30 protein-coding genes are annotated in these 23718 nt (G+C 55.4%); 12 read left to right on the top strand and 18 right to left on the bottom strand.

What is annotated here, in order from left to right:
- Genes L383_RS17285 through L383_RS17320 form a run of 8 tightly spaced genes read right to left on the bottom strand, consistent with a single transcriptional unit; the run spans nt 1 to nt 5875 of the window.
- Entirely contained in the window at nt 1–528 is a 528-nt protein-coding gene (locus L383_RS17285; protein ID WP_023330357.1) for a DUF3833 domain-containing protein, read from the bottom strand.
- Entirely contained in the window at nt 525–1049 is a 525-nt protein-coding gene (locus L383_RS17290) for a hypothetical protein (RefSeq protein WP_023330356.1), read from the bottom strand. The genes L383_RS17285 and L383_RS17290 overlap by 4 nt, the downstream gene beginning before the upstream one ends.
- A complete protein-coding gene (locus L383_RS17295) occupies nt 1046–1531 on the bottom strand; it encodes a DUF2878 domain-containing protein (protein WP_014883748.1) in 486 nt (161 codons plus the stop codon). Before L383_RS17295 ends, L383_RS17290 begins: the two co-directional genes overlap by 4 nt.
- Nucleotides 1528–2748 (bottom strand): SAM-dependent methyltransferase, encoded by a 1221-nt coding sequence (locus tag L383_RS17300; protein WP_023330355.1) that lies wholly within the window; start codon nt 2746–2748, stop codon nt 1528–1530. Before L383_RS17300 ends, L383_RS17295 begins: the two co-directional genes overlap by 4 nt.
- Entirely contained in the window at nt 2745–3467 is a 723-nt protein-coding gene (locus tag L383_RS17305; protein ID WP_023330354.1) for a DUF1365 domain-containing protein, read from the bottom strand. Before L383_RS17305 ends, L383_RS17300 begins: the two co-directional genes overlap by 4 nt.
- 1 nt (nt 3468) lies before the next feature.
- A complete protein-coding gene (locus L383_RS17310; protein WP_023330353.1) occupies nt 3469–4728 on the bottom strand; it encodes an NAD(P)/FAD-dependent oxidoreductase in 1260 nt (419 codons plus the stop codon).
- Complete coding sequence (locus L383_RS17315; protein ID WP_023330352.1) at nt 4725–5444, bottom strand: SDR family NAD(P)-dependent oxidoreductase; 720 nt, start codon at nt 5442–5444, stop codon at nt 4725–4727. The genes L383_RS17310 and L383_RS17315 overlap by 4 nt, the downstream gene beginning before the upstream one ends.
- Nucleotides 5441–5875, bottom strand: a complete 435-nt coding sequence (locus L383_RS17320; RefSeq protein WP_014883743.1) for a nuclear transport factor 2 family protein — start codon at nt 5873–5875, stop codon at nt 5441–5443. Before L383_RS17320 ends, L383_RS17315 begins: the two co-directional genes overlap by 4 nt.
- A gap of 259 nt (nt 5876–6134) precedes the next feature.
- Between L383_RS17320 and L383_RS17325 the strand changes: the two genes are divergently transcribed.
- Nucleotides 6135–6332: a hypothetical protein gene (locus tag L383_RS17325; protein ID WP_014883742.1), complete on the top strand. Its 198-nt coding sequence runs from the start codon at nt 6135–6137 to the stop codon at nt 6330–6332.
- Between the two features lies 1 nt (nt 6333).
- Complete coding sequence (locus L383_RS17330) at nt 6334–7092, top strand: hypothetical protein (protein WP_023330351.1); 759 nt, start codon at nt 6334–6336, stop codon at nt 7090–7092.
- A gap of 18 nt (nt 7093–7110) precedes the next feature.
- Here L383_RS17330 and L383_RS17335 read toward each other — a convergent pair whose 3' ends face one another.
- A complete protein-coding gene (locus L383_RS17335; RefSeq protein WP_023330350.1) occupies nt 7111–7512 on the bottom strand; it encodes a VOC family protein in 402 nt (133 codons plus the stop codon).
- Here L383_RS17335 and L383_RS26315 point away from each other — a divergent pair.
- Entirely contained in the window at nt 7503–7820 is a 318-nt protein-coding gene (locus L383_RS26315; RefSeq protein WP_226882690.1) for a hypothetical protein, read from the top strand. The two genes, L383_RS17335 and L383_RS26315, sit on opposite strands and share 10 nt — an antisense overlap.
- On the opposite strand, the gene L383_RS17340 is transcribed toward L383_RS26315, so the two are convergent.
- Complete coding sequence (locus L383_RS17340; RefSeq protein WP_023330349.1) at nt 7806–8384, bottom strand: TetR/AcrR family transcriptional regulator; 579 nt, start codon at nt 8382–8384, stop codon at nt 7806–7808. The two genes, L383_RS26315 and L383_RS17340, sit on opposite strands and share 15 nt — an antisense overlap.
- A gap of 104 nt (nt 8385–8488) precedes the next feature.
- Between L383_RS17340 and L383_RS17345 the strand changes: the two genes are divergently transcribed.
- Nucleotides 8489–8956: a nuclear transport factor 2 family protein gene (locus tag L383_RS17345; protein ID WP_014883739.1), complete on the top strand. Its 468-nt coding sequence runs from the start codon at nt 8489–8491 to the stop codon at nt 8954–8956.
- Nucleotides 8957–8996: 40 nt separating this feature from the next.
- Here the strand turns inward: L383_RS17345 and L383_RS17350 are convergent, their stop codons facing one another.
- Both L383_RS17350 and L383_RS17355 read right to left on the bottom strand, forming a co-directional pair.
- Complete coding sequence (locus L383_RS17350) at nt 8997–9536, bottom strand: ester cyclase (protein ID WP_032628944.1); 540 nt, start codon at nt 9534–9536, stop codon at nt 8997–8999.
- A 20-nt stretch (nt 9537–9556) separates the two neighbouring features.
- Nucleotides 9557–10660 (bottom strand): alkene reductase, encoded by a 1104-nt coding sequence (locus L383_RS17355; protein ID WP_023330347.1) that lies wholly within the window; start codon nt 10658–10660, stop codon nt 9557–9559.
- Between the two features lie 99 nt (nt 10661–10759).
- On the opposite strand from L383_RS17355, the gene L383_RS17360 reads away from it, so the two are divergent.
- From L383_RS17360 to L383_RS17385, 6 genes are all read left to right on the top strand, one after another.
- Nucleotides 10760–11671, top strand: coding sequence for a LysR family transcriptional regulator (locus L383_RS17360; RefSeq protein WP_023330346.1), 912 nt, complete (start codon nt 10760–10762; stop codon nt 11669–11671).
- Nucleotides 11672–11855: 184 nt separating this feature from the next.
- Nucleotides 11856–12470 (top strand): TetR/AcrR family transcriptional regulator, encoded by a 615-nt coding sequence (locus L383_RS17365; protein WP_032628942.1) that lies wholly within the window; start codon nt 11856–11858, stop codon nt 12468–12470.
- 75 nt (nt 12471–12545) lie between these two features.
- On the top strand, nt 12546–13655 hold the full coding sequence (locus L383_RS17370) for an efflux RND transporter periplasmic adaptor subunit (RefSeq protein ID WP_014883732.1): 1110 nt from the start codon (nt 12546–12548) through the stop codon (nt 13653–13655).
- The gene (locus L383_RS17375; protein WP_023330344.1) at nt 13652–16741 is read left to right on the top strand and encodes an efflux RND transporter permease subunit; all 3090 of its coding nucleotides are present in this window, start codon (nt 13652–13654) and stop codon (nt 16739–16741) included. Before L383_RS17370 ends, L383_RS17375 begins: the two co-directional genes overlap by 4 nt.
- A 34-nt stretch (nt 16742–16775) precedes the next feature.
- On the top strand, nt 16776–17369 hold the full coding sequence (locus L383_RS17380) for a TetR/AcrR family transcriptional regulator (protein WP_023330343.1): 594 nt from the start codon (nt 16776–16778) through the stop codon (nt 17367–17369).
- 73 nt (nt 17370–17442) lie between these two features.
- Entirely contained in the window at nt 17443–18048 is a 606-nt protein-coding gene (locus L383_RS17385; RefSeq protein ID WP_023330342.1) for an NAD(P)H-dependent oxidoreductase, read from the top strand.
- Here L383_RS17385 and L383_RS17390 read toward each other — a convergent pair.
- A complete protein-coding gene (locus L383_RS17390; protein ID WP_023330341.1) occupies nt 18038–18514 on the bottom strand; it encodes a WbuC family cupin fold metalloprotein in 477 nt (158 codons plus the stop codon). The genes L383_RS17385 and L383_RS17390 overlap by 11 nt on opposite strands.
- 465 nt (nt 18515–18979) lie before the next feature.
- Between L383_RS17390 and L383_RS17395 the strand changes: the two genes are divergently transcribed.
- Nucleotides 18980–19420, top strand: a complete 441-nt coding sequence (locus L383_RS17395) for a VOC family protein (RefSeq protein WP_023330340.1) — start codon at nt 18980–18982, stop codon at nt 19418–19420.
- Here L383_RS17395 and L383_RS17400 read toward each other — a convergent pair.
- A complete protein-coding gene (locus L383_RS17400) occupies nt 19395–20009 on the bottom strand; it encodes a TetR/AcrR family transcriptional regulator (RefSeq protein WP_023330339.1) in 615 nt (204 codons plus the stop codon). The genes L383_RS17395 and L383_RS17400 overlap by 26 nt on opposite strands.
- Before the next feature lie 139 nt (nt 20010–20148).
- Between L383_RS17400 and L383_RS17405 the strand changes: the two genes are divergently transcribed.
- Nucleotides 20149–20550, top strand: coding sequence for a RidA family protein (locus tag L383_RS17405; RefSeq protein WP_023330338.1), 402 nt, complete (start codon nt 20149–20151; stop codon nt 20548–20550).
- A 115-nt stretch (nt 20551–20665) separates the two neighbouring features.
- On the opposite strand, the gene L383_RS17410 is transcribed toward L383_RS17405, so the two are convergent.
- The 4 genes from L383_RS17410 to L383_RS17425 form a co-directional block, all read right to left on the bottom strand.
- Complete coding sequence (locus L383_RS17410) at nt 20666–21040, bottom strand: cell envelope integrity TolA C-terminal domain-containing protein (protein WP_032628939.1); 375 nt, start codon at nt 21038–21040, stop codon at nt 20666–20668.
- A gap of 215 nt (nt 21041–21255) precedes the next feature.
- On the bottom strand, nt 21256–21738 hold the full coding sequence (locus L383_RS17415; protein ID WP_023330336.1) for a glutathione peroxidase: 483 nt from the start codon (nt 21736–21738) through the stop codon (nt 21256–21258).
- A 59-nt stretch (nt 21739–21797) separates the two neighbouring features.
- Nucleotides 21798–22289, bottom strand: coding sequence for a DinB family protein (locus L383_RS17420; protein WP_023330335.1), 492 nt, complete (start codon nt 22287–22289; stop codon nt 21798–21800).
- 223 nt (nt 22290–22512) lie between these two features.
- A complete protein-coding gene (locus tag L383_RS17425; RefSeq protein WP_023330334.1) occupies nt 22513–23718 on the bottom strand; it encodes an MFS transporter in 1206 nt (401 codons plus the stop codon).

Below are 23718 nucleotides of genomic sequence, written 5' to 3'. Positions count from 1 at the left end.
TCACGTCTTCCGGGTAAAGAACAGCGTCACCGTGGCGACGGTGACGCCAAATTTCTTCATCTCGGTTTTATTAAACAGATGGGTCTCATCCTGCAGGTACATCCAGTCGTCAAACTTCAGTAGCCAGCTACTGCCGTTGGCTTTGACTTTCATGCTGTAATGCCAGTTAAAGGCGTTACCTGCCGCCTGCCCCGTAGCGACCCCTTCGATATCCCCCGCCGTTCCCTCGTAGCGATCGTTCCCCAGCCTGCGGATGTGCCATACCCGCTGTTGCTTCTCGCCATCGTCATACACGAAGTGCTCATTGAGCGTCAGCGTATCGCCGATAACATCCCCGGCAATCTCCACGTGAAAGCGGCGGATCTGTTTACCGCTGCGATCCTGCACCATGCCCCACGCTTCGGTTTTCCCCTGGAAGTAGTCGAAGATATCAAGCCGTGGCTGCTGCTGGCGATACTCGGTCACCTCTGTGCTACAGCCTGCCAGCAGCATGGTCAATGCCAGCACCATCATCAGGAAACGTTTCATTTTTGTCCTCCAAGTAACTGCTGACGCAGTTCAGGATATTGCGTGCGGGGATCGAGCCAGATGGCCAGAAAGCGCGTGCTGAATGCTTCTGACTGGCGCGGGCCAAGTGGAATAAAGCTTTTCTGCGTTGCTGACGCGCGGTACCAGAACTGTCCCTGCTTATCATCGAGGACAAACGCCAGCTGTGAGCCCGGCCGGACATCCGGCCACAGCGAACGAAGCATCTCTAACCAGCCTTCGCTTTGCGGCTCCCGCTGCAAAATCCCCTGCGCCTGCCACTGATCGCGCGTGGCCTCCACCAGTTCATCACGTTCAATGTCGCGCGCGTAGGTGATAATCAACGCCTGATCCTGATCCGCCGCGCGGTAGCGACCGTCCGGCGTGCGCAGCTGGGAGGTATAAACCGTAAACGGGCCCCAGGTGAGCGTGGCGTCACCCACCTTACGCCAGGCCAGCCAGTCGGCGGCGTGGGCCGCAGGGATCACCATCGTCAGCCAAAGGAGGAAAACCGCTGCTCTCATTTTTGTCTCCCCATCAGCAGGTGGAAAAACAACATTAATACCAGCCAGCCCGGCACCATCCAGCTGACGACGATAAAGGTCGGCTCCTGAAAGGTGATAGCACCCAGCCGCTCGCCAATCAGGTACGCCACTGGCCCTCCCACGGCGGCCAGCAGCGTCAGCAGCCAGCCGGGTAACGTGGTCGTGCGCGCAAGCTGTGTCCAGACGGTGGCGAACATCAGCCACAATGCCACCATCCATAGCGGCATCAGGGACTCGCCGGTGAAGGCAATCAGCCCCGTCAACGCCCAGAGCGCATCCAGTACGCTGCCCGCTGCAGCCAGACCGATGGCGTAAAGGCGGTATACCGGCGGCAAAAACAGGCAGGCGAGCACCGCCAGCGCAAGCCAGATAATCAGGCCCTGCTCACGAAAGATCACCACCAGCGCCCAGTAAAGATCGAACCCGACGGCCAGCAGAAAGACCTGAAGATAACGTCTCATACGCGTTCGGCGGTCAGTTGCACCACGCTGATGGTGCGGGCGTTAAACCCGGCTTCGCAGTAGCCAAAGTAGTACAGCCACATACGGCGGAACCGTTCGTCGAAGCCGAGCTTTTCAATCTCCTGCCAGGCATGAACAAAGCGCTGCCGCCAGTGGGCCAGCGTGCGGGCATAGTCTGGCCCCATGTCAAAGAGGTTACGGACCACAAAATCGGTATGGCGCGTCATCAGCTCATTCATCGCTGTGATGCTCGGCAGGAAGCCGCCGGGGAAAATGTAGCGCTGGATAAAATCGACGCTTTTGCTGTAGTCGCGGTAGCGCTGGTCCTGAATGGTAATGGCCTGAATCGCCATCCGGCCACCCGGGCGCAGCCGCGCCTGACAGGTTCGGAAGAACACGGGCAGATAGCGTTGCCCGACGGCTTCAATCATCTCTATCGAGACCAGCTTGTCGTACTGCCCGGTGAGGTCGCGATAATCACAAAGCAGAACCTCAACGCGATCCTGCAACCCGGCGCGGGCGATCCGCTCGGTTGCCCAGATATACTGCTCCTGCGACAGCGTGGTGGTGGTCACCCGACAGCCGTAGTGACGTGCCGCGTATTCCGCCATCGCCCCCCAGCCGGTACCGATCTCCAGCAGGTGATCGGACTCACACAGCGCCAGCTGTTCGCACAGACGCGCCATTTTGGCCTGCTGCGCCGCCGTGAGATCCTGCTCATCCGCAGTAAACAGCGCGCTGGAGTAAAGCAGCTCCTTATCCAGAAAATGTGAATAAAAGGTGTTGCCCAGGTCGTAATGCGCGGCAATATTTTCACGCGCCTGGGCCCGGGAATTTCGCCGCGTCCAGTGGCGCAGCCGCTCCAGCGGTCTACCGAGCAGCCGGAACCCTTTCTCCAGACGGCCAAGCACCTCGCCATTAAGGGCCAGGATTTCCAGAAGCGGCGTGAGTTGCGTGGTTTCCCATTCGCCATCCATCCAGGCTTCTGCGGCGGCAAGGCTCCCGCCCGTTAAGACGCGCCAGTAGACGCCGGGCGCGAGGATCTGAATGTCGGCGTGCAGCGCGGAGGATGTCTCGCCAAAATGGAATGTCTGTGCCCCTTCACGCAGCGTGAGCGAGCCGCCACGAAGACCGCTTAACAGACGGAAAAGTAGCCAACGCGCAATGCGGACGTTGCGCGGGATATCGGGTTCTAGCGCAAAGACGGGATCGGTCATGAGCGTTCACTCCTGCTGACGGGATGGTTATGCAGCGGCACGCGCTTGAGCCACAGCCTCAGCGCCTGCCAGTAAATAGCGAAAACGGTTTTCAGGGTCATCAGTGGAATGCGCAGCAGTAACGCACGCAGTGCCGGACGCGTCAGAGGCTCCCGGCGTAGCGCCAGCGTGGCGTCAAACACCTTCGCGTCCTGATGGTTTTCAATGTGCATATGCAACGTGTTATCCGGGTTGTTGAAGCGCCAGTGGTAGATCATGTCCATTGGGTTGAAGGGGGAAACGTGAAACGCTTTTTCCGTCGGCTGCGCGTCCTGACCGTTGACGGCATAGTAATGCCGCTCGTTCCACGGCGTGTTGCGGACCTCCGCCAGCACCCAGCCCAGCTCCCCCTTCTCGTCATAGCAGTAGTAGAAGTTGACCGGATTGAAATGAAACCCGAAATAGCGCAGCTGCGTCAGGAGCATGACTCGTCCGCCGGGACGTTCTCCGGTGAGCCCCTCCAGCGTGTTCAGGACGTTCTCTTTGAGCGGCGTACCCAGCGGATAGTCCCTGTCATAAAACGCGGCGGCGGCGAAGCGATTGCGCCGTACGCCGACGTCAGCCAGCAGCGGCAGTTCATCCAGATCCAGCCAGGCCATAAAGACGCTGTAGCGAAATTCGTGGGTTTTCGGCTGGAGGCGGCGGTGGCGTAATACGCCGTGATAGAGGCAGCTGTTCATCTTAGTTCCCCTCTCCGGCCGCGATCGCGTTGACCACGTCCAGCGCGCTGCGCACGCCATCCTCGTGAAAACCGTTGTACCAGTAAGCCCCGCAGAACCAGCTTCGCTGGTGACCGTTGATCTCACCGCGACGCGCCTGCGCCCGCCAGCTTTGCGGGTTAAATAGCGGATGTTCATAAACAAAGCGCTGTAACACGAAGCGTTCATCCACCGGCGTTTCCGGGTTCAGGGTGACGCAGAACAGCGGGCTCCCCTCTGGCAGCCCTTGCAGAATGTTCATGTTGTAGGTGACGCAGGCGCTGGCCTGCTCATGCTCGCTCAGGCGGTAGTTCCAGCTGGCCCACGCGCGCTTGCGTACCGGCAGCCAGCGCGGATCGCTGTGCAAAATTACCTCGTTGCGCTGCCAGCCGATATCCCCCAGCACCTCGCGCTCTGCTGGCGTCGGCGCCTCAAGCATGGCCAGCGCCTCGGCGGAGTGGCAGGCAAAAATCACCTGATCGAAGGTATGGCTGGCGTTTTCGAGCTGAAGCGTGACCCCGTCTTTGTGGCGGCTGACACGCTGCACCGGCGCGTTCAGGCGTAACGTCAGGCGGTCGCCCAGCTTTTCCAGCATTGCGCGGATGTACTCCCGCGAGCCGCCCGGTACCACGTACCACTGCGGACGATGGGTAATATCCAGCAGACCATGATGATTAAAAAAGCGCAGGAAGAGCGGCAGCGGGAAACGCTTCATCTCCTGCAACGACGACGACCAGATGGCGGCGCCCATCGGCAGAATGTAGTGGCGCGCAAAAAACGGCGTGAAGCCATGCTGTTGCAGAAACGTCTCCAGCGTGGCGTGCGGATCCACGTCCCCTTCCAGCGCCTGTTTTGCCAGCCGATTAAAGCGGACGATCTCTCCGAGCAGACGCCAGAATGCCGGATTCACCAGATTTCGGCGCTGGGCAAACAGCGATGTCAGGGTGTGTCCGTTGTACTCCAGCCCCGTCTGGGGGTTGTGCACCGAAAAGCCCATCTGCGTTTTTTGCCCGCTGATGCCGAGCTCGCTGAGCAGGCCCATAAAGCGCGGATAGGTCCGGTCGTTGTAGACGATAAAGCCGGTATCAATCGCCCAGGTGCCCTGTGGCGTCGAGACATCTACCGTTGCGGTATGGCCGCCAGGCGTGGCGCCCGCTTCAAACAGGGTCACCTGATGGTGACCGGCCAGCCGCCAGGCGCAGGTCAGCCCGGCAATTCCGCTGCCGATAATCGCAATCTTCATGAACGTACCATCCTGCGCAGCAGTGTGCGCTGCAAAAACGCGGGTAGCCTGGAGAGCAGCCGCAAAATGAAGCCGAACCGGGTGGGAAACACGATGTGCATTTTCCCTTTCGCCAGTCCGGAACGGATCGCCTTGACCGCCTCGTCAACGCTCACCCTGCCCGGCATGGCGAAATCGTTTTTGCGCGTCAGGGGGGTATCGACAAAGCCTGGGGAGATCACCGTGACGGCAATCCCTTTGGGCTCCCAGTCCAGGCGCAGACTGTCCGCAAACCAGCTCAGCGCGGCTTTAGACGCGCCGTAGGCTTCTGCCCGCGGGAACGGAAGCCAGTGGGCCATCGAACTCACCAGCACCACGCGGTTGCCGGCAACCAGCTGCGGCTGCAACGCGGCAAGACAGTTCACCGGGCCGAGGAAATTGGTGTTCATAACCCGCTCCACCAGCGCCGCGTCCACTACGCCCCGATCGAGGTACTCGCAGGTACCGGCGCAGAGAATAACCAGATCGGCGTAAACGCCGCTCAGCGCCTGGCGACAGGCGTCCCTGTCTGTCATATCGAACAGGCGAACTGTGAGATTGGGGCAGGTCTGATGCAAGGCTTCAAGGCGCGCAGGATCCCGCCCACAGGCAATCACGTGGTAGCCCTCCGCGGCGAAGGAGGTCGCCAGCCCGGCGCCAATACCCGAGCTTGCGCCGGTGATCAGTACCGTTTTCATGATTTCACCCTCCGCTTCACGCCGCGTACCGCCCAGCCCAGCAGCGGAAGATGTTCGTAGATCATCTCTCCCGCATCGTAGTAGTCGCGCTGACGCGTGATAAGACCCTTTTCCGTGTCCACCACCGAACAGCCCGGCAGTTCGAGCGGGTCCCCTCCGGCGATGCGCGGGTGCGACCAGTGCATCACCCAGGTCACAACAAAGCGGTTTTCACTGCACAGCGGTGGATCGATGGTAAAACGGCAGTTTTCGACATTCGCCAGCAGATGGGTGAAATAGCGCTGAAGCGCAAAGATACCGTCGTGCTCGCCGAACGGATCGATTAGCGTGGCATCCGAATGATAAAGCCCGACCAGTGCGGAGGGCGGCTGGCTATCCAGTGCGCTGTAGTACTCAACAAACCGACTCACGACAGAGGGCAAAGTGCTCATGGGTCACATCCTGGCTGTAAACAACGTGGCGTAATCGCATAATTAAAACTTACACAATTAATGTTATTTGTCCAAGTTTGTGCATATCTATTTTTAATATTTGAAATATATCAATAAGTTAATGTCAGACCAAAAACTGTCTTTTGTAGGCCGGGTAAGGCGTAGCCGCCACCCGGCTTTGTTTTTTCAGTTTAACCTTAAGGCAAATTCCCCCATCCTCTTCCAGGCTTATCCTTTTAAATTCATCAGGATGCCCGACATGAAACGCGTCTTTCTTTCTCTTTTCTCAAGCCCTGAATCCTTGCTGCAGGTGATGAGTCAGCAGGAGATCATCGAAGCCGTGGAGGATGGTGACCGCATCATCATCGACCAGGACGGGAATGCATCGGTGAACTACAAAAGCAATGAGGTACGGCAGGATTTTCTGCGTCACGTCAACGCGCTGAAGAGGGCCTGATATGGGAACGGCGATATTTATGGTGCTGATGGTGTGCGGGTACTGGTACACCAGTCGCGATCTGTCGACGCGCTTTAAAATCAAGCGCTCTTTCGGCTGGGACGTCTATTTCCTTGTTGCGCTTTATGGCTGTATTTTCGTGCTGCAGGGCGTGGTTGCCACGGGACTACTTTGGCTCTTGCTTCTCGCCCTTTCTGCCGCCAATAACGCCTTTCACTTTGCCTCACCGAAATATACCGACTGGCAAATCGACTTTATGAACTGGAGTTTTTTAGGCATTCAGGCGCCTGTGGTCGTGATGCTGGCGTTTGCCATCCTGTTTTGCCTCTATCGCTCCAACTGGGCAGGCAGCGCCAGGCTGGACGGTGAAAGCCGGAAAAAGCTCTACAAACGGCTTGCCCAGTCGAGCGGTATTGAACAACTGCTCTATCAGTGTATGGAGCAAGGCGAGCTGGCGCAGGTGACGCTTCGGTCGCGGCGGATATATATCGGCATGATCCACACCGCGACGCTGGAATACGAAAACACGGCCAATATTGTGCTGATACCGATGTTAAGCGGGTACAGAGACGAGAAGACAATGAATTTGCGCATCGAGAATAATTACAGCAAGTGGTATGCGGAGCATGACATCACGCTCGACTCCGAACCCCGCAGCGCTATGTCATTCCGAAAGGTGATTTTACTCAATCAGATAGAGAGCCTGTCACTGTTCGATCCCGCCAGCGCCAGCGCGCTGTCTCTGGCGCAGCGGGAGTGACCAATATTCTGGTGCGATTCAGCCCTGGGCCTTTTGAAAAAGGTCCCAGCGGTTGCCGTAGAGATCTTCAAACACCACCACCGTACCGTACTCTTCCTCACGAGGTGCTTCACAGAAATGAACGCCTTTTTCTTTCATGGCATGGTAATCGCGCCAAAAATCATCTGTCTGAAGGAACAGGAAAACACGGCCACCGCATTGATTGCCGATAAAGGCTTCCTGCCTCTCATTAGAAGCCCGTGCCAGCAGAATATTGCAGTCGCTTTCCGGATTTGGCGTGACGACGACCCAGCGTTTATCCTGCTGCGGCGTGTCCTCGACAAGGGTAAAACCCAGCTTGTCGGTGTAGTATTCAATTGCACGATCGTAGTCATCAACCACAATAGCCACGCACCCCAGACATCGCTTCTGTGTTCTCATTTTCCGTTTCCTTTACCCTGAATGGTTATGCCCAGCGCATTCCCACAGAATACGCGCGCATAAAAATATTTTATAGATCGGTTAGCGTCGCAAAAATCCGTGCCGCTAAGGCGGCGGGGATCCTGATGAAGGCAGCGAAGGATGCCGACGCACCCGTCCTGCTGATGGGACACGGAATTATCAACCGGTATATTGCGAAAGAACTGCTCGCATCTGGCTGGAAAGAACAGACCCGCCCCCGTACCGGTTACTGGGGTGCGGGTGTTTACAGCCGTTACCCCCCCCGGAAAAGCTTATTTTTCCATTAACTGTTCCAGACCGCGTGATAACGAGTGGAGGACAGCATCCGTCTCCACGCCCATTTGCGCATGAATAATGGCGCCGTCAATAAGCAACATGATTTCGTTGATCACGCGCTCATCAGCGATCTTCGTCAGCGACGTAATCATTTTCTTTGTTTCGAGTTTATGGTCACGGCATATCGCCTTTATTTCACTTTCAATATCTTCAGACTTCGCCTCTGCACTGGCGTTAATAAACGCACAGCCGTGAAACTCGGGTGAAACAAACCATTCGTAAAGCGCGGCAGATAATGCCTCTGACGATGTCTGACCGGCGTTGAGATTACGCCGCAATGAGGCCTCAAACCAGTTCATCCATATTTCATGCCGATAGTGCAAATAGGCGAGAATCAATAAACTCTTACTCGGAAAGTGGCGATAGAAAGTTACCTTGGTCACTTTCGCCTCTTTAATCAACGTATCCACGCCCGTTGCCTTGAAGCCCGTGGAATAAAAGAGATCGTGAGCGGTATGTAATATTTTATCCCTGACGCTGATTTTTGTCTCGTTGCTTGCGGGTTCTGTTTTCATTTTTCGGCAGCCTCAAAAAGGGATGTTGACAACGTTATTTTTCAGGCATAGATTAACGCAAGTAGACAGATCTGTCTACATAATATCACACTGAGGTAATCGCCATGAATACACGCCCTCCTTTACCGCCCTTCACGCGTGAAAGCGCCATCGAAAAAGTCAGACTCGCCGAAGACGGCTGGAACAGTCGCGACCCGGCAAAAGTCGCACTGGCCTATTCGCTGGATACCCAATGGCGCAACCGCGCAGAATTCGCCACCAACCGTGAAGAAGCGCAGGCGTTTCTGGAACGGAAGTGGAAAAAAGAGCTGGGTTACCGCCTGATTAAGGAGCTCTGGGCATTTACGGATAACCGGATCGCGGTGCGCTATGCTTATGAATGGCATGATGATTCCGGCAACTGGTACCGTTCCTACGGCAATGAAAACTGGGAGTTTGAAGCGGACGGGTTGATGAAGCGTCGTTTTGCCTGCGTGAACGATATGCCAATAAAAGAATCTGAGCGACTGTTCCACTGGCCGCAGGGCAGACGCCCGGACGATCACCCCTCGCTGAGCGATCTGGGGTTATAGGATTTTCGCATCACTCCGGGGCACCCCCGGAGTGATGAATTTACAGTGCGCCCAGCTGTTTCATCAGCGTCAGGTTGTCCTCAATATGCCAGTTAGCCACAATTTTACCGTCATTAATTTCATAGATATCCGTGGCGATAAAATCTATTTTCTGCCCCTTTCCTTTCAGCTCGCCGAATGTTCCGGTAAACGTGCCGTGAAAATGTAAATGGGAGACCACACGATTACCGGAAATAATCATCTGCTCAACGTCACAGCGTAAATCAGGTACGGCAGTACGAAATGCCCGGGAGGCTAAAATAGCGCCCTCGGGTCCCTGTTTACGCCCTTCCGGCGGCGTTTTATCAATAAAGTTAACCGCAAGCGCTTCACGCGCCAGAGACGGCGTCCCCGTATTCCAGAACGTTGCATATTTTCTGGCTGCAGCCTCATTCGCGGCTAATTGCGCCTGCGGCAGGCTTTTATCGACAATCAGCTGCTGTGGTTTCACCCACTCCTCCTGCGCCGAATAAGCGGCGCCCGACAGACCGATAATAATAAGCGGCAATAAAACAGAACGAAAAGAGGTTGAATAGTTCATCATTTTCTCTCAATCATTTATCAGGATAACGGCAAGGTGGGATAATCGGTATATCCCGTCGCACTGCCACCAAACAGCGTGGCGGGATCGCGCACCTGGGCCAGCGGCAACTTGTGCGCCAGCCGGTGGGGTAAATCCGGGTTGGCAATAAATGGCCGTCCGAAGGCAATCAAATCGGCATAGCCAGCCGTAAGTATTTGTTCGGCTTTGTTAAGGTCATAGTTGCCCGCGACGATAAGCGTTCCGCTAAACGTCTCGCGCAGGGATTGACGGAAAGTGTCGGGTACCTGCGGCGCGTCGTCCCAGTCGGCTTCCGCCAGGTGGATGAATGCTATCCCGTGTTGTTCGCACCAGGCCGCCAGAGCGAGGATGGCGTCGATCACCTGCGGGTCATTCATCCCCCGCTGGGTAATAAACGGCGAAAGGCGGATGCCCGTTCGCTCGGGGCCAATGGCCTCCGCAATCGCGTACAAGACCTCCTGGGCAAAGCGGATCCGGTTAGCAAGCGTGCCGCCATACTCGTCCGAGCGTTTATTGGAGGTTTGACGCAGGAACTGGTCAATCAAATAGCCGTTTCCGCCGTGAACTTCCACGCCATCAAAGCCGGCCTGGACGGCATTCAGTGCCGCCTGGCGATAGTCCGCGATGATGCCGTGAATGTCTTTGCGCGTCAGCGTTCTTGGCTGCGGGCAGTCAACCATTTGGCCTTCGCCCTTTTCGTTCACCACCCACACTTTCGCGTCCGGCGCCAGCGCTGACGGGGCCACGGGCTGACCATCCTGATGAAAACTGGCGTGCGACATTCGCCCGACGTGCCAGAGCTGAGAAAAAATCACCCCGCCCGCCTGATGCACGGCCCCCGTCGTGAGTTGCCATCCTGAAACCTGCTGCGGCGAATGGATGCCTGGAGTCCAGGAGTATCCCTGGCCCTGCGGGGAGATCTGGGTGGCTTCGGTGATGATTAATCCCGCGCTGGCCCGCTGCCGGTAGTATTCCGCCATCAGCGACGAGGGAATATTGCCTGGCTGAAGGGAACGCGCGCGGGTCATTGGCGCCATAACGATACGATTTTTCAGGTCCTGCTGACCCAACCGGTAACGGTCAAAAAGTGAGGAACGGTTCATGTTTTCATCCCTTATGGTTTGGATGAAATCACTTTACAGGCGGTATTGCATTTTGATAATTACACTGAAAACTGATGCACTTTTCGGAAAATATGAATAATGGGCAAGCTTGAAGATATGGCATTGCTGGTTGAAGTGGCCGAGGCCGGGGGGCTTTCCGCCGCCGGACGTCGGCTGTCGCTCTCTCCTGCGACCATGACGGCCAGACTGAAGGCGATTGAAGAACGTTACCAGACTCGCCTGTTTCATCGTTCAACGCGATCCATCACGCTGACCCGTGCCGGAGAAGAGTTTTATCATGCCGCGCTGCGCGTGCTGGAAGAGATGCGCCATGCCGAGTCGCTCCTGACGCAAAAAGAGGGCGTCCTCAGCGGCAATATTCGCCTTTCTGCCCCCTCGGATTTTGGCAGACAGTATCTTAGCCCCGCCGTGGTGGAATTTTCCCGACACCATCCTGACGTGAAATTTTTCATCGTGTTAAGAGAACATGTTGAAGATCTGGTCGCTAACCGGCTGGATATGAGCGTGCGTTTCGGTAACCTGCCGGACAGCAGCCTGGTCGTCAGAAACATCCGCCCAAATCATCGGGTGCTGGTGGCCTCTGCGGCGTATCTTAGCAACCGCGGCGTCCCCGCCACATTTGCGGAGTTAGCCCATCACCAGTGCCTGGCACTTGAGTCTCAGGGCGTGGTGATGAACGAATGGCGCTTTGAAAAAGATGGCGAGGAAAGTGTCGTTCGCGTAGAGCCAGCCATGGTGTGCGACGACGGGGCATTGCTTCGTCAGTGGGCGCTCAGCGGCGCTGGCATTGCGGGGAAATCCTGGTGGGATGTGAAGGACGATGTTGAGGCCGGAAGACTCACCGTCCTGTTTGCTGACAGTTTTACCGGTTTTAGCCGATACGACCGCAAAGATGTCGGGCTACAGTTTGTTTACCCGCAGCGTAAACTGCAGCCGCTTCAGGTCACGGCGTTTAGCCAGTTTTTTCTCGACTGGCTAAAAAAACGGTAGCGTGAATGTTGATTAAACCCGCTTAAAATTCATCGACACAATGCTGCCTTAATGCGCGAAAAACAGTGATACACTTACCCCACCGGGTGGGTCTTCCCGTTTGAACGCATGAGGAAACAACAGTAACCAAATGACGAAATGGTCACTCGTTGTCAATCCTGGCCTGTCACGCTAAGCTTAAATAATGACTAAAAATATGAACGCCCCATCAATGCGTGGTCCACTTGACCATTCTGTCAGAGAGCAAATCGTCGAAGCGGCTTTTGAGCACTTCGGGCATTACGGCTATGAAAAAACCACCGTCGCCGAACTGGCGAAATCCATCGGTTTTTCTAAGTCCTACATTTATAAGTTTTTCGATTCCAAACAGGCTATTGGCGAAGTGATCTGCGCTAACCGCCTGGAGCTGATCATGGCGGCGGTGCTTTCTGCCATCGAGGATGCGCCGTCAGCCAGCGAAAAATTACGCCGTCTTTTCAAAGCGCTTACCGAGGCCGGAAGCGAGCTGTTTTTCCACGATCGGAAGCTTTACGACATTGCCGCCGTCGCCGCACGGGACAAATGGCCGTCTACTGAAAGGTATACAGACGGCCTGATGAAGCTGATTGAGAGCATCATTATTGAAGGCAGGCAGGCGGGTGAATTCGAAAGAAAAACGCCGCTGGATGAGGTCACGCAGGCTATCCACATGGTGATGTGCCCTTATATCAATCCCATACAGCTGCAATATAACCTCGAAACGGCCCCCACTGCGGCGGTGCTTCTCTCTTCGCTGGTATTAAGAAGCCTGGCCCCCTGATTAGTGACCATTGACTTTATTAGTCACCAGTCTGAGAATGCGGAAACTGTCCTGTTACTTCTATAAGGGTTTCCCATGCTCAGGCTCAATACAGCCCGCCTTGCCGTTAGCCTTCTGCCGTTTGTCCTCGTGGCGTGCGGCGATAATTCCGCGAGTGACGATCCGCGCACAAAGCCACCGCTTGTCAGATCCGCCGCCATCGAGCTTGCGAACAATACTGCTCACGCCTTTACCGGCGTGGTGGTGGCGAGAACGCAAAGTGATTTGGGTTTCAGGGTTCAGGGGAAAATCCTTGAGCGACTTGTCGATACCGGGCAAACCGTCAGACAGGGTCAGCCTTTACTGCGCCTCGATCCGGTTGACCTGAAATTACAGGCCCAGGCACAGCAGCGCACGGTGGATGCTGCCCAGGCGCGTGCGAGAAAAGCGTCCAGCGATGAGGCGCGTTATCGCGGTCTTGTGGCGTCCGGCGCCGTGTCCGCCTCGGAGTATGATCAGATCAAAGCCGCCGCCGATTCCGCCAGAGCGGAACTCAGCGCAGCCCGGGCGCAGGCCAACGTGGCGCAAAACGCAACGGGCTATGCCGTACTGCTGGCGGATTCAGACGGGGTAGTGATGGAAACCCTCGCCGAGCCAGGTCAGGTGGTGAGTGCCGGGCAAGTGGTGATCCGACTCGCCAGGGCGGGACAACGTGAAGCGCTCGTGCAGTTCCCCGAGACCCTGCGCCCTGCCGTTGGCAGCCCTGCACTGGCCACACTTTATGGCAATGAAAAACACCCGGTCAGCGCAACGCTTCGCCTGCTGTCTGATTCAGCCGATGCCACAACCCGCACCTATGAAGCCCGCTACGTGCTGAATGGTGACCTGGCAAACGCGCCGCTGGGGGCAACCGTCACGCTGAACGTTCAGGACCCAAAAGCGGAACGTCAGGTCATGCAGGTTCCGCTCGCCTCACTCTACGATGCTGGCAAAGGCCCCGGTGTCTGGCGCATTTCCGCCAGGCCGGCAAAGGTTACCTGGACGCCGGTGAAGGTGCTGAGCGTGGGTGAAGATGCCGCGCAGGTCACGGGCAGCGTGAAGCCAGGCGAGAAGATTGTGGCGCTGGGCGCACACCTTTTGCACGAGGGTGAAATCGTCAGGCTTGCAGAACAACGCAATGCCGCGCTGGCGGAGAACACGCCATGAGCGGAAGTCGCTTCAACCTGTCAGCGCTTGCCGTGCGCGAGCGCTCCATCACCCTGTTTCTGATCGTCCTTGTGACGATTGCCGGTATCTACGCCTTTTTTGGGCTTGGCCGCGCGGAAGATCCCCCTTTTACGGTGAAGCAAATGACGGTGATATCCGTCTGGCCCGGCGCAACCGCGCAGGAGATGCAGGATCAGGTCGCCGAACCGCTGGAAAAACGCCTGCAGGAGCTCAAATGGTATGACCGGACGGAAACCTATACCCGCCCCGGCATGGCGTTTATCACCTTATCGTTGCAAGACAAAACGCCCCCCGCAGAGGTGCAAGAGGAGTTCTATCAGGCGCGGAAAAAGCTGGGAGACGAATCCCTGAATCTCCCTGCCGGGACGATCGGCCCGATGATCAATGACGAATTTGCCGATGTCACCTTTGCCCTTTTTGCCCTGAAAGCGAAAGGTGAACCCCAGCGGCAGCTGGTACGTGATGCCGAAGCCATGCGCCAGCAACTTTTGCACGTACCCGGCGTGAAGAAAGTGAACATTATTGGTGAACAGGCGGAGCGGATATACATCGCTTTCTCTCATGACCGACTGGCCACGATGGGTCTCTCGCCGCAGGATATTTTCAACGCCCTGAACAATCAGAACGCGTTAAAAGCAGCGGGCTCTATTGAGTCCCGGGGCGCCCAGATATTTATCCGCCTCGACGGCGCGTTTGATGAGTTGCAGAAGATCCGCGATACACCCGTTGTGGCTCAGGGCAAAACGCTCAGGCTGTCCGATGTAGCGACGGTTGAACGGGGCTATGAAGATCCCCCTACGATGCTGATACGTAACCAGCATGAACCCGCCCTTCTGCTGGGTATCGTCATGCGTGAGGGCTGGAATGGTCTGGCGCTGGGTAAAGCGCTGGATGCCGAAACGGCAAAAATAAACGCGAGTCTGCCGCTGGGCATGACCCTGAGCAAAGTCACCGACCAGTCAGTGAACATCAGCTCGGCGGTGGATGAGTTTATGATCAAATTCTTCGTCGCCCTGCTGGTGGTCATGGTGGTCTGTTTTGTCAGCATGGGCTGGCGCGTGGGGGTGGTGGTTGCAGCGGCGGTACCGTTGACGCTGGCGGTGGTCTTCGTGGTGATGGAAGCCGCGGGGATAAACTTTGACCGCGTCACGCTGGGCTCCCTGATCCTTGCCCTCGGCTTACTGGTTGACGATGCCATTATCGCCATCGAAATGATGGTGGTCAAAATGGAGGAAGGTTACGACCAGGTCAAAGCCTCCGCCTACGCCTGGAGCCATACCGCCGCGCCAATGCTGGCGGGTACGCTGGTGACGGCAATTGGCTTTATGCCAAACGGTTTTGCCCAGTCAACCGCCGGGGAATACACCAGCAATATGTTCTGGATTGTCGGCCTCGCCCTGATTGCATCGTGGTTTGTCGCCGTGGTGTTTACCCCCTATCTTGGGGTGAAGATCCTCCCGGCCATTCCCAAAGTGGAAGGAGGCCATGCCGCCATCTATGACACGCCGCGTTATAACCGTTTTCGCCGGATACTGAGCCGCGTTATCGCCGGAAAATGGCGGGTGGCCGGTGCCGTGGTCGCTATTTTCATCCTCGCCATATTCGGCATGGGACTGGTAAAAAAACAATTTTTCCCGACATCCGATCGCCCGGAAGTGCTGGTTGAAGTGCAGATGCCCTATGGCACCTCAATCGAACAGACCCGTGCCGCAACCGCAAAAATAGAAGCATGGTTGAGCCAGCAGCCTGAGGCCAACATCGTGACGGCCTATATTGGCCAGGGATCGCCCCGCTTTTACCTGGCGATGGCCCCCGAATTACCTGACCCGTCTTTTGCAAAAATCGTGATCCTGACGGACAGCGAGACGTCACGCGAAGCGCTCAAGTTCAGGCTCAGGGAGGCTGTCGCCAGCGGCCTGGCGCCTGAGGCCCGCGTGCGGGTGACGCAGCTGGTCTTTGGCCCGTACTCGCCCTTCCCGGTTGCCTGGCGCGTTTCGGGGCCGGATGTCGGTACCTTACGCGATATCGCAGACAAGGTGAAAGGCGTCCTACAGGCAAGCCCAATGATGCGTACCGTCAATACCGACTGGGGATCACGCGTTCCGGTATTGCATTTCACCCTCGATCAAAACCGTCTGCAGGCCACCGGATTAACGTCCAGTGCCGTGGCTGAGCAGCTTCAGTTCTTGCTCTCAGGCGTGCCAATTACCGCCGTGCGAGAAGATATTCGCTCGGTAGAGGTCATGGGGCGCGCCGCGGGGGATATCCGTCTCGACCCGGCAAAAATTGAGGGTTTTACCCTCGTCGGCAATGCGGGGCAGCGCGTTCCGCTGTCTCAAATTGGCAAGATTGAGATCGGTATGGAAGACCCGATTTTGCGCCGCCGCGACCGCACTCCGACCATTACCGTGCGGGGTGATATCGCCGACAATCTTCAGCCACCGGATGTATCGGTCGCCATCATGAAACAGCTCCAGCCGATTGTAGATACATTGCCGGCCGGATACCGCATTGAGATGGCCGGTTCGATTGAGGAATCGGGCAAAGCCACGCAGGCAATGATTCCGCTGTTCCCGATCATGATTGCGCTGACGCTGCTGATCATCATTCTGCAGGTGCGTTCGCTCTCGGCGATGGTGATGGTGTTCCTTACCGCGCCGCTGGGGCTGATTGGCGTGGTGCCGACCCTGTTGATTTTCAATCAGCCGTTTGGCATCAACGCGCTGGTGGGGTTGATCGCCCTTTCAGGCATTCTTATGCGCAATACGCTGATCCTGATTGGGCAAATCGATCATAACCAGAAGGACGGTCTCGATCCGTTCCACGCGGTGGTCGAGGCGACGGTTCAGCGAGCCCGGCCCGTACTGCTGACGGCACTTGCCGCCGTGCTGGCGTTTATTCCTCTGACGCATTCGGTATTCTGGGGAACCCTGGCTTACACGTTGATTGGCGGAACCTTAGGCGGTACGGCCATTACGCTGGTGTTCCTGCCTGCGATGTATGCGATCTGGTTCCGGATCCGCCCTGCGGAACAGCGCGTGCAGTCCCCGGCAGAAAACGTGTAAACTACCCTAAGTAGATAACTGTTCCGAGGTAAGCATGGTTGTTAAGCGCTTAAGAAAAGAGGATCGCCGCGTACAGCTGCTGGAAGTGGCGCGCGGAATTGTCCGCCAGCAAGGCACGGAGGCACTGACGTTGGGTTACCTGGCGGAGCGGGCCAACGTGACCAAGCCTATCCCCTACGACCATTTTGGCGATCGTGAAGGGTTGCTGATGGCCTTGTATCAGGATTATAGCGATCGGCAGTTGGCGAAATTCCGTGAGACGCTGGCGGTAGACAGCAAAACGCTGGACAAGACGATCCGCTTTTTCAGCGCCGCCTATATTGATTGCGCCATGACCGCCGGGCCCGAAACCGGGCCCATCGCCGCGGCGCTGTCCGGCTCTCGCGCGTTGCAGTCGTTTCGTGAGGCGTGCGTTGCCGAATGCGCCGACTGCCTGCGTACCGCGCTTTCCCCCTTTGTCGTCCTGAAAGGCGTTCAGGGAGAAGCGGTACTGACGGCCATCATTGGTGCGGCGGACGCGCTCAGCACCGCCGCGGGTAACGGCGTGCTCGCCCGAAATGTTGCGGAAGATACCCTCAGCGGCGCCATCACCGGGGTGCTGGAGACCTACGTGAATAGCACAAAATGATCGTTTGGTGCGGATTGACAGCTAAGTTACCAATAGTAATATAAACGTCACTTCTCACCCATTCGAGGTCGCTATGTCTGCTACACATGCCATTAATAATGCACTGATCGTGACGGCTCACCCTGTCGACAATTCGTTATCCCATTCGCTGGCCGCCCGCATTGCCGGGAAACTGCGTGAACAGGGTACGCAGGTGGAGATGGCCGATCTGCATGGCGAAGGGTTTAACCCGGCCATGTCCCGCGCCGATCTTGATTTGTACCACGGCGATCCGAGCGCCCTTCCTGACGCTATTCTGCGCGAGCAGCAGCGGGTCGAGCGGGCGGATATGCTGGTATTCGTTTTCCCGGTGTACTGGTGGTCCGTTCCCGGCCTGTTGAAAGGCTGGTTTGATCGCGTTCTGACGCTGAACTGGGCGTATAAAGTGGCAGAAGACGGCCGGATTGTGGGCAATTTGCGCGACGTTCCCGTTCGCCTTATTGCGACTGCTGGCAGCGATCTTAACGGTTTCGATAAACATGGTTATTCGACGGCGATTCAGACTCAAATAGTAGAGGGCATTTTCGGCTTCTGCGGTTTGAAGAACGTCAAACTCGATATTCTTTACCAGGCAGACACGGCGATGCCTGCTCAGGTTGAGGAATTCCTGCTGGGGCTTGAGAGCACAATTACAGGGTAAAACCGCCGTCACCCACCTGCGCCTGCGCGTACCATTTCATCAGCTCTGCGGTACCGGGCGCGTTTTCAGCCGGTGACCATGGAGCGGTATCGTGCTCCGGAACAGGCTGATAGCCGCCGTGTTTGACCTCGAAAATGACGCCGCCTTTATCCAGCGACAGCACGGCATGCCAGGTACCGGCATCCATCTCCAGCACTTTGCAGTCTTCACCTAACACCACGCGCTGGGTCACGTTACCGCTGTCATCAAAATTCAACACCAGAAAGCGACCGCTCAGAGCCGTCAGCAGTTCAAACGTGTGCGGGTGGCGATGAGGGCGAACATAGGTACCTGGCTCCATCGCGATAGCCAGGCGTTGTACCGGGTCGCTCAGTTCGGGATGTAAATTGCGGTGCGCGCGTAAGCGAGGAGAATTGGCAGCCTGCTCGCTTTGCTGCTGCAGGTCACTGAACGTAATTTGTTTCATATACACCTTTGTGAATGTGGTCAGCTGGCGGCAACCCGATTGCCGCAGGACGTTATACCATTCTGAAAAGCCGATAAGCCACGGTATTTATGAAACAAAACGCTGCCAGCGTGTTGAAAACATCGCATCTGCCGCTCCGCGCGGACAGGTAATTTTAAGAGAGACAGGGATTTTTCAAGCGCTGACTCAGACCAGCCGTGGGTGTGAATCCATGCGGGATCTGGATAAGTTCTCGCCAGGCATACCATCCTCATGCCCCCCCTTCGGTTTCAGGTCGTAAGTATAGTGTGATGAGTCCAAAACTGAGGTTGAGTAAAACTCACGTTGAAACGCACGTCATCGCACTGAAATTTAAACCCGTCGGGAACGTGTAGACTCGGTGAAAGCGATGCCAGAATTGAGAGTCGTATTTCAACTGGTCGTAAGATAAATTCAGCGTAAGTGTTACGTCATACAGGAGGGGATATGCCGCAAGCTTTACCGGGAATTGATGTTTTATTTGTCGCTGGGTTCGGGCCTATTTCACGGGACACAGCGTCCAGCGCCGCGTTTTATATCCATACACTCGGCCTTCCGCTTAAGCCGATGGAGGGGAACAGTGATTATCTGCTCGCAGAAGTGGGCCAGTTGAAAGGCGTGAAGCATTTCGCCGTCTGGCCGCTTACACAGGCGGCAATGTCCTGCTTTGGAGAAGAACAATGGCCCGCTGAGCACCCGATACCGCAAGGATGGGTTGAGTACGAGGTTCAGGACCTGGACTCGGCTACCCGTATTTTGACTGAAAAAGGCTATCGGTTGCTGGTGGCAAACCGCACAGAACCGTGGGGGCAAACCGTCACCCGTCTGCTCAGCCCGGAGGGCTTGCTTACGGGATTAACGATTACGCCGTGGCTTCGGGAGGTATGACGCCCTTCACCAGGCCATTTACCAGCAGGGTAAAAACCTGAATCGCTTTTGGTAATGCCTGCTGCGGATCTTCGCTGGCGGCCACCCACTGGGCGGCATTCAGTGCGGCACCGTTTAACAGCCAGGCGGTGGCATCAACATCTACCGGTTCGATTAAGCCGCGTTCAATCAGGTCGGAAAGGCTCTTACGCGTAGCGTCGAGGCAGTTATTCTGGCTCGGCCATTTTCCCGGGTCCCCAAGAAAAGCCGGACCATCAAGCAGAACGATGCGACGGACTTCTTCATCCAGCGCCATCTCGATATAGGCTATCCCTTCTGCCAGAAGCTTTTGCTGGTCATCCTTCACATGTGCCGCCGCACTTTTGGCGCTTTGCGCCATTTCAGAATCAATCTGGGTAACGACAGCGGCAAGTAACCCTTTTTTATCGCCAAAATTATGATACAGGGCCCCGCGCGTCAGGCCCACGCTGGCGGTAAAATCATCCATCGAGGCTGCGGCAAACCCTTTTTCGGCAAAGGCTTTACGTGCAGCCGCAATCAATTTAGTGCGGGTTTCTTCCATCGTTTCGGCGCGGCGTTTGGCTGCCATACGAGCTCCTTGCAATCTACACCACGCAAGTCGTTTGACATACGCGGCGTATGTGTTATTAAGTTGACATACGCCGCGTATCTTAATTCATTTATTTATGCCGCGCATCCACTGTCCCTGTCCAAAGAAAGGATCCGTTATGAACCAACCGAAACCCGTTTTCCCTGCAAATCGCCACGCGCTGTATGAGCAGCACGGTTATTCTGCAGCGATCCGCTCTGGTGATTTACTGTTTGTTTCCGGACAGGTGGGTAGCCGGGAAGACGGTACACCCGAACCCGACTTTGCAATGCAGGTAGAGCGTGCCTTCGATAATCTCAAGGCCACGCTTGACGCTGCAGGATGTACGTTTGCCGATCTTGTTGATGTGACAACCTTTCATACCGATCCGGAGAATCAATTTCCAGCCATTATGCAGGTGAAACAAACGCTTTTCCCTAAGCCACCGTATCCGAACTGGACAGCCGTGGGCGTTACCTGGCTGGCGGGATTTGATTTTGAGATAAAGGTTATCGCCCGGATCCCTGAACATCAGGAATGAACACGTTGCACACAGGTATCAGAAGAACCGGTATCTGTGTGTAAAAGTGGAACCGGGGCCGACATAGTGAGTGTTAGCTCAGAGTGACGCTACCTTACAAAGGGCGGTTAGCATGTTACCCGCGCATATCGAAACCGGATTTTTGAAAATCTCTGTAGACTTCCGGGTTGTTGAATGCCGGGAATTTGGCTTTTTGGGCTGCTGATTTTATCGCTTCACAATAGGCTTTATTGCCGTTGCTGGTGGATATGTTTAAAGGCGTGCCATCCTGAGCAAATTCAATATGCAGCCTGCATTTTTTCCCTTTCCAGTTTTGCGGCTCATCCAGTTTGGCATTTATTGCCGCCCTGATTGCCCGCGCTTGCGCGCCCCACTCATCCTGATCGTCCCAGCGTCCTGAGCTGCAACTGCCCGTTGCCGTGGTCTTATGGCATCCAGAAGGATGTAACGGCGCACATCCTGCGACCATGTTCGCCACTAATGCCATCATAACAATTTTCTTTATTGTTTCAGACACGATCACTTCTTGCCTCTCAGTCCATTTAAGCCTCAGAAATAGTGATCTATTTTTCTGTATTGACTGGTCATGTTTCAACTACCAATTTTTCACACAACCCGATGCTTCCAATGAACCTTTTTATGGCGCAAGGATAATAACCTGCGATGTCGTCGTTCATCATGCACGCTAAATCACTACCAAAGCGCTCACCTCCCCAGTGCCTCAAGAATTGCATCCTCCATTTTCTCGGGCGTCGTCATCGGTGCAAAACGTTTGAGGGGTATCCCATCGCGTCCGATCAGGAACTTCGTGAAATTCCATTTGATCCGTCCTCCCAGCACGCCAGGCAATTCCTTTTTCAGAAAACGAAACACCGGGTGCGCTGCGCCACCGTTTACCTCTACTTTCTCGAACATGGGGAAACTTACGCCGTAGTTAATGTAACAAGTGTTCGAGATTTCATCGGCGCCGCCGGGCTCCTGCTTACCAAACTGGTTACAGGGAAAGCCAAGCACCACTAACCCTTGACCGGCGTATTTCGTGTATAGCGCTTCAAGGCCCGCGTATTGCGGCGTGAAGCCACACTGGCTGGCAGTATTCACGACCAAAACCACCTTACCCGCATAGTCGTCCATTGAGATAAGACGGCCATCCAGGCTGGTGGCGGTAAGTTGATGAAAATTGGTCATACTGGCATCCTTAAAAGAGAAACGGTTCAGCGTGAAATCTGGTTAACCCTCAGGTTGAATCACTCGTGATGATGATCCCTCAGGAAAACGGTTAACACATCCTTAGGAGGGGTTATTCCCGTTTCTGAAAGCATCCAGCCCACCGCGCCGCGATGATATGTACCGTGAAAAAGGACATGATTGAGCATATCTCCTGCCTTCATTTCACCATACCCACCATCGACGAAACGAAATTTAACGATTTCAGAAAGATCAGCCATGTTCATTGTACCGACTTGTTGAATATACCATTCAGTGCATTCAAACATCTTTGTCAGAAGCTCGTCTGCAGTCGGGGTTTCTGGCGTATTTAACGCGGTGTATTGGTGCTTTTGGCCAGTAATGTTGGCTCTGAAAATCATATCAACGACATAAACATGGTTCATAAGCCTGAGCATCAGATGATGCTTATCAGCATTCGCTAACGTATCTACCTTCTTTATCGCTTGTAATGTTTCTGGATCTGCCCAGCGCTTGAACTTTAATAGCGTGACTATCGTGTTTGTGTTCATTTTCCCCCTCCGAATCAACAAAAAATTATCATATCAGCAACATTGTCAAGCCGGTACCGGGGACTGACCAGAAAAGATCCGCTGTGAGCGAAAAGCGGACGTTAATGAGAGCATGGAACCAGTAAGCATCGGCAAGTATGCCCAAAATGATGCTCGTTAATTTTGGGCTTTAAATACTTTTCACATAAACATAATCCACTTACAGGCAGCAGATAAAACCGTGTCAGGAGCTTAATTTATGGTCCTTTTTTGCACGCAACTCGTTAACAATACCTAAAAATGCAAGCCCGACGGGAACAAGAGATCCCCACAGGACGGCGTTCCAGCCGTAGAGACTAAGCAGAGCACCAGAAGAAAATGATCCTACAATCATCACCCCAAACACGACAAAATCGTTCAGGGACTGAACCTGGGTTTTCTCTTCGGGACGGTGATATTCAATGATTTTTGCCGATGCGCCGGTAAAGCCAAAATTCCAGCCAAGACCCAGCAATATTAACGACAGCCAGTAGTGGAAAATATCGGTTCCACCGAGTCCGGCCAGCACAGAGCATGCCGTGATAAGCAGACCCGCAGCGGCGATACGCATAGCCCCAAAGCGGTTAATTAATTTACCGGTGAAAAAACCGGGACCGTACATGGCAATAACATGCCACTGGATACCGAGATTTGACGCCTGCTGAGAAATGCCGTGCATGTGCATCGAGAGTGGTGCTGCCGTCATCAGGAAGTTCATCACCATATAGGTTACCGCACCGCTGAATACGGTTCTGGCAAACCCCGGCTGTCGGACTATTACGCTCAGAGGTCGTCCACCTGTTCCAACCGTGCTGACGGAATCTATCGTTTTCATGCCTTTAAGAATGAACGCTGATATAACGGCCACGAGCGCCTGGGCGATGAACGTGACGGCAAAGGTATGAGGCGGCCAGAGGTGCATCGTTCCGGAAACCAGCATAGGACCAACCACGCCAGCTATCACTCCTCCCCCCATAACCAGCGACAGGGCCCGGGCCCGGCGTTCGGGCGTAACGCCATCCGTTGCGGCAAAACGAAAGCTTAGCGCGACCGCCGCATAGGCACCGCCCATAAATGCAGCAATGCAGAACAGCAGGAATGAGCCGATGAAGACGGCCAGAGCAGCCGTCAGTCCGGTAATGACGCCTGCCCCGGTGCCGACCATAAAGGCGGCCTTACGACCATTTGTCCGCGCCAGTGAACCTAACGGCAAGATACAGGCCGCCATCCCCAGAACAAACATGGTGATGGGAAGAGTGGCCAGCGAACTGCTGGGAGCCAGTGCGTTACCAACAATCGCGCCTGTCGCATAAAAGACGACGGAGTTAGCACCGGCGAGAGCCTGTGCGGCCGACAGTCGGATGATATTGTTTTTCTGATCTGCTACGGGCAGGAAATGTTCTGCGGACAT

Origin of the sequence: Enterobacter sp. MGH 37 (genome assembly GCF_000534515.1) — a bacterium.
Classification (GTDB): domain Bacteria; phylum Pseudomonadota; class Gammaproteobacteria; order Enterobacterales; family Enterobacteriaceae; genus Enterobacter; species Enterobacter kobei.
The sequence above is the reverse complement of the archived record's forward strand: the minus strand, read 5'-3'. Positions and strand labels throughout refer to the sequence as shown.

Excerpts from the sequence above, each read along its gene's own strand:
- L383_RS17345 (WP_014883739.1), top strand. The coding sequence starts at position 8,489 with ATGAATACACGCCCTCCTTTACCGCCCTTCACGCGTGAAAGCGCCATC.
- L383_RS17360 (WP_023330346.1), top strand. The coding sequence starts at position 10,760 with ATGGGCAAGCTTGAAGATATGGCATTGCTGGTTGAAGTGGCCGAGGCC.
- L383_RS17375 (WP_023330344.1), top strand. The coding sequence starts at position 13,652 with ATGAGCGGAAGTCGCTTCAACCTGTCAGCGCTTGCCGTGCGCGAGCGC.
- L383_RS17415 (WP_023330336.1), bottom strand. The coding sequence starts at position 21,738 with ATGACCAATTTTCATCAACTTACCGCCACCAGCCTGGATGGCCGTCTT.
- L383_RS17370 (WP_014883732.1), top strand. The coding sequence starts at position 12,546 with ATGCTCAGGCTCAATACAGCCCGCCTTGCCGTTAGCCTTCTGCCGTTT.
- L383_RS17300 (WP_023330355.1), bottom strand. The coding sequence starts at position 2,748 with ATGACCGATCCCGTCTTTGCGCTAGAACCCGATATCCCGCGCAACGTC.
- L383_RS17340 (WP_023330349.1), bottom strand. The coding sequence starts at position 8,384 with ATGAAAACAGAACCCGCAAGCAACGAGACAAAAATCAGCGTCAGGGAT.
- L383_RS17380 (WP_023330343.1), top strand. The coding sequence starts at position 16,776 with ATGGTTGTTAAGCGCTTAAGAAAAGAGGATCGCCGCGTACAGCTGCTG.
- L383_RS17355 (WP_023330347.1), bottom strand. The coding sequence starts at position 10,660 with ATGAACCGTTCCTCACTTTTTGACCGTTACCGGTTGGGTCAGCAGGAC.
- L383_RS17295 (WP_014883748.1), bottom strand. The coding sequence starts at position 1,531 with ATGAGACGTTATCTTCAGGTCTTTCTGCTGGCCGTCGGGTTCGATCTT.
- L383_RS17420 (WP_023330335.1), bottom strand. The coding sequence starts at position 22,289 with ATGAACACAAACACGATAGTCACGCTATTAAAGTTCAAGCGCTGGGCA.
- L383_RS17405 (WP_023330338.1), top strand. The coding sequence starts at position 20,149 with ATGAACCAACCGAAACCCGTTTTCCCTGCAAATCGCCACGCGCTGTAT.
- L383_RS17410 (WP_032628939.1), bottom strand. The coding sequence starts at position 21,040 with ATGATGGCATTAGTGGCGAACATGGTCGCAGGATGTGCGCCGTTACAT.
- L383_RS17330 (WP_023330351.1), top strand. The coding sequence starts at position 6,334 with ATGGGAACGGCGATATTTATGGTGCTGATGGTGTGCGGGTACTGGTAC.
- L383_RS17320 (WP_014883743.1), bottom strand. The coding sequence starts at position 5,875 with ATGAGCACTTTGCCCTCTGTCGTGAGTCGGTTTGTTGAGTACTACAGC.
- L383_RS17325 (WP_014883742.1), top strand. The coding sequence starts at position 6,135 with ATGAAACGCGTCTTTCTTTCTCTTTTCTCAAGCCCTGAATCCTTGCTG.
- L383_RS17385 (WP_023330342.1), top strand. The coding sequence starts at position 17,443 with ATGTCTGCTACACATGCCATTAATAATGCACTGATCGTGACGGCTCAC.
- L383_RS17395 (WP_023330340.1), top strand. The coding sequence starts at position 18,980 with ATGCCGCAAGCTTTACCGGGAATTGATGTTTTATTTGTCGCTGGGTTC.
- L383_RS17310 (WP_023330353.1), bottom strand. The coding sequence starts at position 4,728 with ATGAAGATTGCGATTATCGGCAGCGGAATTGCCGGGCTGACCTGCGCC.
- L383_RS17305 (WP_023330354.1), bottom strand. The coding sequence starts at position 3,467 with ATGAACAGCTGCCTCTATCACGGCGTATTACGCCACCGCCGCCTCCAG.
- L383_RS17400 (WP_023330339.1), bottom strand. The coding sequence starts at position 20,009 with ATGGCAGCCAAACGCCGCGCCGAAACGATGGAAGAAACCCGCACTAAA.
- L383_RS17390 (WP_023330341.1), bottom strand. The coding sequence starts at position 18,514 with ATGAAACAAATTACGTTCAGTGACCTGCAGCAGCAAAGCGAGCAGGCT.
- L383_RS17350 (WP_032628944.1), bottom strand. The coding sequence starts at position 9,536 with ATGAACTATTCAACCTCTTTTCGTTCTGTTTTATTGCCGCTTATTATT.
- L383_RS17290 (WP_023330356.1), bottom strand. The coding sequence starts at position 1,049 with ATGAGAGCAGCGGTTTTCCTCCTTTGGCTGACGATGGTGATCCCTGCG.
- L383_RS17365 (WP_032628942.1), top strand. The coding sequence starts at position 11,856 with ATGACTAAAAATATGAACGCCCCATCAATGCGTGGTCCACTTGACCAT.
- L383_RS17285 (WP_023330357.1), bottom strand. The coding sequence starts at position 528 with ATGAAACGTTTCCTGATGATGGTGCTGGCATTGACCATGCTGCTGGCA.
- L383_RS17335 (WP_023330350.1), bottom strand. The coding sequence starts at position 7,512 with ATGAGAACACAGAAGCGATGTCTGGGGTGCGTGGCTATTGTGGTTGAT.
- L383_RS17425 (WP_023330334.1), bottom strand. The coding sequence starts at position 23,718 with ATGTCCGCAGAACATTTCCTGCCCGTAGCAGATCAGAAAAACAATATC.
- L383_RS17315 (WP_023330352.1), bottom strand. The coding sequence starts at position 5,444 with ATGAAAACGGTACTGATCACCGGCGCAAGCTCGGGTATTGGCGCCGGG.